The 7,715-nt window shown below is 42.3% G+C and carries 7 protein-coding genes; all 7 read right to left on the bottom strand.

From position 1 onward, the window contains the following. Positions 1 to 119: 119 nt before the first annotated feature. Entirely contained in the window at positions 120 to 1,412 is a 1,293-nt protein-coding gene (locus ACFRAK_RS25275; RefSeq protein WP_192207363.1) for an adenylosuccinate synthase, read from the bottom strand. 289 nt (positions 1,413 to 1,701) lie between these two features. After that, a complete protein-coding gene (gene dnaB / locus ACFRAK_RS25270) occupies positions 1,702 to 3,066 on the bottom strand; it encodes a replicative DNA helicase (RefSeq protein ID WP_063234298.1) in 1,365 nt (454 codons plus the stop codon). 140 nt (positions 3,067 to 3,206) lie between these two features. Beyond that, entirely contained in the window at positions 3,207 to 3,656 is a 450-nt protein-coding gene (gene rplI, locus ACFRAK_RS25265) for a 50S ribosomal protein L9 (RefSeq protein WP_076368495.1), read from the bottom strand. Beyond that, positions 3,653 to 5,623 (bottom strand): DHH family phosphoesterase, encoded by a 1,971-nt coding sequence (locus ACFRAK_RS25260; RefSeq protein WP_394572733.1) that lies wholly within the window; start codon positions 5,621 to 5,623, stop codon positions 3,653 to 3,655. The genes rplI and ACFRAK_RS25260 overlap by 4 nt, the downstream gene beginning before the upstream one ends. A 41-nt stretch (positions 5,624 to 5,664) precedes the next feature. Beyond that, positions 5,665 to 6,612 (bottom strand): YybS family protein, encoded by a 948-nt coding sequence (locus ACFRAK_RS25255; RefSeq protein ID WP_260285776.1) that lies wholly within the window; start codon positions 6,610 to 6,612, stop codon positions 5,665 to 5,667. A 236-nt stretch (positions 6,613 to 6,848) separates the two neighbouring features. Continuing rightward, positions 6,849 to 7,088, bottom strand: coding sequence for a 30S ribosomal protein S18 (gene rpsR, locus ACFRAK_RS25250; protein WP_034316147.1), 240 nt, complete (start codon positions 7,086 to 7,088; stop codon positions 6,849 to 6,851). 47 nt (positions 7,089 to 7,135) lie between these two features. After that, positions 7,136 to 7,663, bottom strand: a complete 528-nt coding sequence (ssb, locus tag ACFRAK_RS25245; protein ID WP_034316149.1) for a single-stranded DNA-binding protein — start codon at positions 7,661 to 7,663, stop codon at positions 7,136 to 7,138. Positions 7,664 to 7,715: the final 52 nt, after the last annotated feature.

Below are 7,715 nucleotides of genomic sequence, written 5' to 3'. Positions count from 1 at the left end.
GTAAAATTAAAAGGCATGAGCCCGGTAGATTACCGGGTTCATGCCCTCAAGGCTGCCTAAGTAAATAAAGTGTCTAACTTTTTGGGTTCACTTCAAAAATGCCAGCTCTTTTTCAAGAATTACGCTAGACGCCAAGGGCTTCTCACGACATTTGTTTGGTTACGGTCAGGACCGACAGAGAAAGTGGTCAAAGGAATGCCAACCAATTGAGATACGCGCTCTACATAGTGGCGAGCGTTCTCTGGAAGCTCATCCAATGATTTGCAACCTGTAATGTCTTCTGACCAGCCTGGTAGTTCTTCATAGACTGGTTTACATTCGCCAATCGCTTTCAAAGTCGCTGGAACTTCATGAATGATCTCGCCTTTGTATTCATAAGCCACACAAATTTTGACCGTATCAAGACCTGATAATACGTCAATCGAGTTCAATGATAAATCGGTAATCCCGCTGACACGGCGAGCATGGCGAACGACAACAGCGTCGAACCAGCCTACACGGCGCGGTCTGCCTGTAGTTGTACCATATTCACGGCCAACTTCCCGGATTTGGTTGCCGACTTCATCATGCAATTCTGTAGGGAAAGGACCATCGCCCACACGGCTTGTGTATGCTTTACATACTCCAACCACATGGTTGATTTTCGTAGGACCTACACCAGAACCGATCGTAACTCCACCTGCAACCGGGTTAGATGAAGTGACGAATGGGTATGTTCCTTGATCGATATCAAGCATGACACCTTGTGCCCCTTCGAATAATACCCGTTTTCCTTCATCAAGTGCGTCATTCAATACAACGGATGTATCACAAACATATTTCTGAACTTGTTGTCCGTACTCATAGTATTCTTCCAAGATATCTTCGATCTTGAAACCTTCCGTTTCATAGAAACGTTCAAACATACGATTTTTTTCGACAAGATTTTGAGACAATTTTTCCTCGAAAATTTCACGGTCCAATAGGTCTGCCATGCGGATTCCGTTACGAGCAGCTTTGTCCATATATGCAGGGCCGATTCCCTTTTTAGTCGTTCCAATTTTGTTGGCGCCTTTACGGTCTTCTTCGACTTCATCCAATTTGATATGGTAAGGAAGAATGACATGTGCACGGTTCGAAATACGAAGATTATCCGTACTCACCCCGTGGCTATGTAAATAAGCAAGTTCCTCTACAAGAGCTTTTGGATCAACCACCATACCATTTCCAATGACACAAATCTTATCACTATAAAAAATCCCTGACGGAATTAAATGCAGTTTATAGGTAACGCCGTTAAATTTTATTGTATGCCCTGCATTATTCCCACCTTGATAACGAGCGATGGCTTCCGCATTCTGGGATAGAAAATCTGTTATTTTACCTTTACCTTCGTCTCCCCATTGTGTACCGACTACTACAACTGATGACATCTGAATAAAGCACCTCCAAAGGTTCACGTAATACCGATCATTTTAACCGGTTCTTATCAAACAAACCTATTTTATCAATAATCCAAACTGGAAGTCAATACAAAATCCGAACAATACACATTTTAGTAAATACTTTGTTCGTAAATATGAGAAAATTCTTTCGGTTTTACATTTGGTTTTGGATTGTCAATCACTATTGTACCCGTTGATTTATTTTTCTATTATCATAAGGCCTTTTCTTTTTCCAAAAACAGAGAAAGCCCGCCATTGCAAAATGGCAGGCCGTTCCCTATGCGCCGGGAGACATCGAATCATCATCGAAGCGGCGTTCAAGGTTGACGAATTTATTATATTCTTTTACGAATGCAAGCGAAACCGTGCCTACTGGACCATTACGCTGTTTCGCTATAATGATTTCAATGATATTTTTATTCTCGGATTCTTTATCATAATAATCATCACGGTATAAGAATGCGACGATATCGGCATCTTGCTCGATACTTCCGGATTCCCTGATATCAGACATCATCGGACGCTTATCCTGACGCTGCTCCACTCCCCGCGATAGCTGGGAAAGGGCGATGACGGGCACTTTAAGTTCACGAGCGAGGGCTTTGAGGGAACGTGAAATCTCGGATACCTCTTGCTGACGGTTGTCGCCTGAACGACCATCACCTTGAATTAACTGCAGGTAATCGATCAATATCATGCCAAGGCCATGTTCCTGCTTCAAACGACGGCATTTCGAACGGATTTCACCAATCCTCACACCTGGCGTATCATCGATATAAATGCCGGCATTAGACAAGCTTCCCATCGCCATCGTCAGTTTACGCCAATCCTCATCAGTTAAGGAACCTGTCCGTAAATTCTGGGCGTTGATATTCCCTTCAGCACAGAGCATACGCATAACGAGTTGCTCTGCACCCATTTCAAGACTGAAAATCGCTACATTCTCCTCCGTTTTGGTTGCAACGTTTTGAGCGATATTCAATGCAAAAGCGGTTTTACCAACCGAAGGACGGGCCCCCACTATGATGAGGTCATTACGTTGGAACCCTGCTGTCATTCGATCCAGTTCAGCAAACCCTGTCGGTATTCCCGTGACATCCCCTTTACGGGTAGTCAAAACTTCTATGTTATCGTACGTCGCAACCAATACATCCTTAATATTTTGGAAAGACCCGGAATTCTTACGCTGGGCCACTTCCATGATCGTTTTTTCAGCTTCCCCGAGCAGCTCCTCGACCTCATCCTCGCGACTGTAGCCTTCCTGAGCGATGTTGGTCGCTGTCCTGATCAAACGACGCAGCAATGACTTCTCCTCGACGATGCGGGCATAATATTCAATATTGGCCGCGGTAGGCACCGATCCGGCCAATTCACTTAAATAAGAAACTCCGCCAACTTCTTCAAGGTTTTTTGTCGCAGCCAATTCCTCTGTCACCGTAATCAAATCGACAGCTTTTCCTTCGTCATTCAATTTAAGCATCACATTAAAGATTTTTTGATGAGAGCTTCTGTAAAAATCCTCCGGAATCAAAACTTCCGATGTAACGGTCAATGAAGAGGGCTCAAGAAAAATGGCTCCTAGCACAGCCTGTTCGGCTTCTATATTTTGAGGGGGAATCCTATCCTGAAATTGTTCTATCATATCTTAAAACCTCCCATTCTAAGAGGATACCTTTTATATGTTTCTAGTAAAAATGAAAAAAGTGAAAGGACAACGTGCCCAATCACATTTTTCGTCTATCTCTATTTTATCAATTTTTCACAGATATGAAACAGCTAAAATTAGTTAATTTCTTTCACATGCACAGTCAGTGTCGCAGTGACTTCAGGATGAAGCTTGACTGGAAGCTTTGTATGCCCTAAAGTGCGGATGCCTTCAGCAAGCTCCATTTTACGTTTATCAACCTTGATACCGTGTTTTTTCTGAAGCTCCGATGCAATTTGTTTAGTCGTGATGGAACCGAATAAACGCCCGCCCTCACCGGCTTTGGCAGATAGTTCAACCGTTAATTTCTCCAGCTGCACTTTCAATTCTTCAGCATGCTGCCGCTCTTCTGCTGCAAGTGATTCTTCTTTATTTTTCTGGGCTTCCAAAGTTTTCACATTTGAATTATTTGCTTCAACGGCCAATCCTTGTTTTAGCAGGAAATTATGTGCATAACCATCTGCAACATTTTTAACTTCCCCTTTTTTCCCTTTACCTTTTACGTCTTTCAGAAATATTACTTTCATTCTTTTTGTCCCCCTTCTAAATATTCATCAATAGCTGCTTTCAATCGACTTTCAGCTTCACCAATGGAGCAAACCTGTTGAGTGGCGGCATTTGTTAAATGTCCGCCTCCATTCAACATTTCCATGATCACCTGTACATTGATATCACCTAGAGAACGTGCACTTATGCCAACTGTATCATCAGATCGCTTAGCCATTACGAAAGAAGCCGCTACGCCATCCATGGTCAATAGGGTGTCCGCAGCTTGGGCGATGAGCACCTGATTATGAACCTGATCGGTTTTTGCAGAGGCAATCGCAATTCCCTTTTTATAAAAGGTGACTTCCTCAATGAGCTTCGAACGTTTGATATAGGTGTCCACGTCTTCTTTTAAGAATTTCTGGACAAGTACCGTATCAGCTCCATGCGCCCTTAGATAAGAGGCTGCATCGAAAGTACGTGAACCTGTTCTTAAGGTGAAGCTTTTCGTGTCGACGATGATACCTGCAAGAAGCGCCGTCGACTCCAGCATATCAATCTTTGAGCGTTTCGGTTGATATTCAAGCAGTTCGGTTACAAGTTCTGCTGTTGAAGATGCATATGGCTCCATATAGACGAGCAATGAATTCTTGATGAACTCCTCACCGCGGCGATGATGATCGATGACTACAACCTTATCAATCCTATTCAATAACCGCTCTTCAATCACCATGGAAGGTTTATGTGTATCGACCACAACCAGCAAGGTCTCATCCGTAATCATTTCAAATGCATCATCAGGTGTTATGAACCGGGAATACAGCTCTTCTTTATTTTTGATCTCTTCCATTAAACGAAGGACACTGCTATCGAGCTGCTGGGTATCGATGACAATATAGCCTTCACGTTCATTCATCTGGGCAACTTTCAAGATGCCGATTGCTGAACCGATTGCGTCCATATCCGGGTTTTTATGGCCCATGACAATGACTTTATCGCTATCGAGGACTATATCCTTCAATGCATGGGAAATGACACGTGCACGGACTCTCGTGCGTTTTTCCATCGGATTGGTTTTGCCGCCATAGAATTTCACTTTTCCATTCGCTTGCTTGATCGCTACTTGGTCACCGCCCCGTCCAAGAGCGAGATCCAAGCTGGACTGTGCAAGCGTACCTAGTTCCGGTAAGGATGGCACGGCAGAGCCGACCCCAATGCTCAGGGTCAATGGTACATTTTGCTTGGCCGTCGTTTCCCTGATCTCATCCAAAATTGAGAATTTGCCCTTCTCAAGCTGATGAAGGATATGCTCATTAAAGACAGCAATAAATCGTTCCGAGGAAACCCGTTTAAAGAAAACGCCATTATCCCTTGCCCATTTATCAAGAAGTGAGGTAACCAAGCTATTGATGCTGCTTTTACGCTGATCATCCATACCCTGTGTCAAATCATCATAATTATCAAGAAGAATGATCGCAATTGCCGTCCGCTCATCTTCATATAATTTCTCAATTTCCACCTGCTCCGTCACATCAAAAAAGTAAAGAAGCCTTTCATCACGCTTATGGACCACCTTGAATTTCCGATCGTGGAGCGTAAGCGTCTCAGTCTCGATCTCTTGCTTGATCAACGGCACTATCGAGTCCGCAACATCGTATAGCGATCTTCCTGCCAAAGAGTCTTCGCTAAAACAAGAAGCCAGGAATGGATTGGTCCATTCAATGTAATAATCCTCATTAAAGAGCATAATCCCAATCGGCATTTCCAATAACGCTTCCTCGCCCACCTTCTTTAAACGATAGGATAAAGTCGTTATATACTCTTCTGTCTTTTGTTGCTTTTTTTCTACCATTCTTAATGTTAAATAAAATAAACCAGCAAGAATCAATAGTCCAACAAGTGCAATAACCCAATTATAATAAGCCAGTACGCCCAAAAGTAAAACGACTGCGGCCAGCACCCCATACAACGGGGACTTAATCGAGTATTCCTTCAAATAAGATGGCATAGTTTCAGCTCCTAAAAGCATCTGTTTTACAAAAAAGTCTTCTATTCCTTTTTCTTGATTGTCTCCCTAAAAGGAAAGCCTAAATCTATTATACCTAAAAATCGAACGGCCGTCGTAATAATCGGAATCGGCAGCAGCAAAGAAAAAACCACGATTAAAACAGGTATGGCCCTAACCCATGACTTAACATGAGCGATATAGAATATCAGGGAATAACCTTGTAATAAAATGAAGAACTGCAGTATGAAAAATAGGTTCGTTATGGCCATATATACAAAACTGTTCTTGTCCGTATTCACAAAAAGAGCCAGAAGCATCGTAATTAAATAATACCATAAAAGGCTTTTCGGGAGTCGCAGATCTCGAAAATGGGGCCATTTTAACGCCTTATCACTGAATCTCTTCACAATGGGATGCGCTGCAAAGAAAATCAATAAAACCATGATGACGGACATCAAGACGAACAAACTTGGCATCAGCGTGTTCATCATATCGATTGATTCATACATCCGCTTTTTGACTTGTTCCGTCGGTGCCTGTCCAAAAGAATCCATTATACCGATAGTATTTTCGATGGACCCCTCAACCATGTCCATCGATTCTTCTATGTAATTAACATCCGTTATCAATACTGAAGCCGCATATATTAATAAAATGCCTCCCAGGAAGACTAGGACTGCGCTTATGAACATAGGTGCCATCGGTTTGTCCTTTTTTAAAAAATAGCCGATCGCTATTCCCGTTGCCCCCATGAGCAAGGTCAGCGGAACAGACAATATCGTCCCGATGAGGATCGACAATAGCGAGGCTACGAATAAGTAACCAAGGCTCCACGATAACTTTTGTTTGATTGTGACAAGTATGAATGGAATGGGTAAAAAGAAAGTAGTGAAAATACCCAATAGTGGGATTTGAATGGTGATGAACAATAAAATGCAATATAGTGCCAGAAGGGCTCCGCCCTCGGCAATCCGTCTTCCGCTATTCATCTTTATTTCACCCCCTGTTATTATTGATGTCTTATCTCCATCTTTATATTGTATCCGTTACGGCCAGGATATTTCAAACATCACATTCTTTTTTAGGATATGATTATTTTTTCTGAGGAAAACGTCCGGATAACTTCCTGATGAAATAAAAAAACCGCAATTCAGCGGTTTTCAGGCATGAGTGACAACTTATAAAAAAAGGCACATTAAGGATAACTCCTCAATGTGCCCTTTTATTATTCACCAGATACATATGGTAGTAATGCCATAGTACGTGAGCGTTTAATAGCAATCGTTAATTTACGTTGATATTTAGCGCTTGTACCAGTTACACGACGTGGTAAAATTTTACCGCGTTCTGAGACGAATTTTTTAAGAAGATCTACATCTTTGTAATCAATTTTAGTGATTCCGTTAGATGTGAAATAACAAACCTTTTTACGCTTACCGCGTCCTTTACGTCCACCCATTGCCATGATAAATTTCCCTCCCTGCTTTTTGAATTTTCATTTTAAACGGCTGTTTAAAACGGAAGATCGTCATCTGAAATGTCGATTGTCTTACCGTCATTTGCAAACGGATCGTCATCTACACGAGTGTAGTTGTTATTGCTCCGTTGATTCTGATTAGGATTTTGTCCATACGAATTGTTGTCATTTCCGTTATTATTGCCATAACTTCTTTGACCTCCACCGTAAGAACCGCCTTCATTTCTTTCACCCGCTGAACTGCTTCGTGGTTCAAGGAATTGAACGCTCTCAGCCAGAATCTCCGTCACATATACGCGTTTGCCGTCTTGTCCTTCATAATTACGTGTTTGGACACGTCCATCCACGCCAGCTAAACTGCCCTTTTTCAAGAAGTTAGCTACATTTTCTGCCGGTTTACGCCAAACTACACAGTTAATGAAATCCGCTTCACGTTCACCCTGCTGATTCGTAAAACTACGGTTCACAGCTAAAGTAAAGGTAGCAACGGGAACTCCATTAGGTGTATATCGTAATTCAGGATCTTTAGTTAAGCGTCCTACCAAAACTACGCGATTCATCATCAGAATCAACCCCTAGGTTTCAATCTTGTTTCATATGAAACAAGATTAGAAT

This window comes from Peribacillus sp. NPDC056705 (assembly GCF_043656335.1).
The sequence above is the reverse complement of the archived record's forward strand: the minus strand, read 5'-3'. Positions and strand labels throughout refer to the sequence as shown.

Bases quoted from the DNA above. Each gene is read 5' to 3' on its own strand.
- rplI (WP_076368495.1), bottom strand. From the start codon at position 3,656: ATGAAAGTAATATTTCTGAAAGACGTAAAAGGTAAAGGGAAAAAAGGG.
- ACFRAK_RS25260 (WP_394572733.1), bottom strand. From the start codon at position 5,623: ATGCCATCTTATTTGAAGGAATACTCGATTAAGTCCCCGTTGTATGGG.
- ACFRAK_RS25275 (WP_192207363.1), bottom strand. From the start codon at position 1,412: ATGTCATCAGTTGTAGTAGTCGGTACACAATGGGGAGACGAAGGTAAA.
- rpsR (WP_034316147.1), bottom strand. From the start codon at position 7,088: ATGGCAATGGGTGGACGTAAAGGACGCGGTAAGCGTAAAAAGGTTTGT.
- dnaB (WP_063234298.1), bottom strand. From the start codon at position 3,066: ATGATAGAACAATTTCAGGATAGGATTCCCCCTCAAAATATAGAAGCC.
- ACFRAK_RS25255 (WP_260285776.1), bottom strand. From the start codon at position 6,612: ATGAATAGCGGAAGACGGATTGCCGAGGGCGGAGCCCTTCTGGCACTA.
- ssb (WP_034316149.1), bottom strand. From the start codon at position 7,663: ATGATGAATCGCGTAGTTTTGGTAGGACGCTTAACTAAAGATCCTGAA.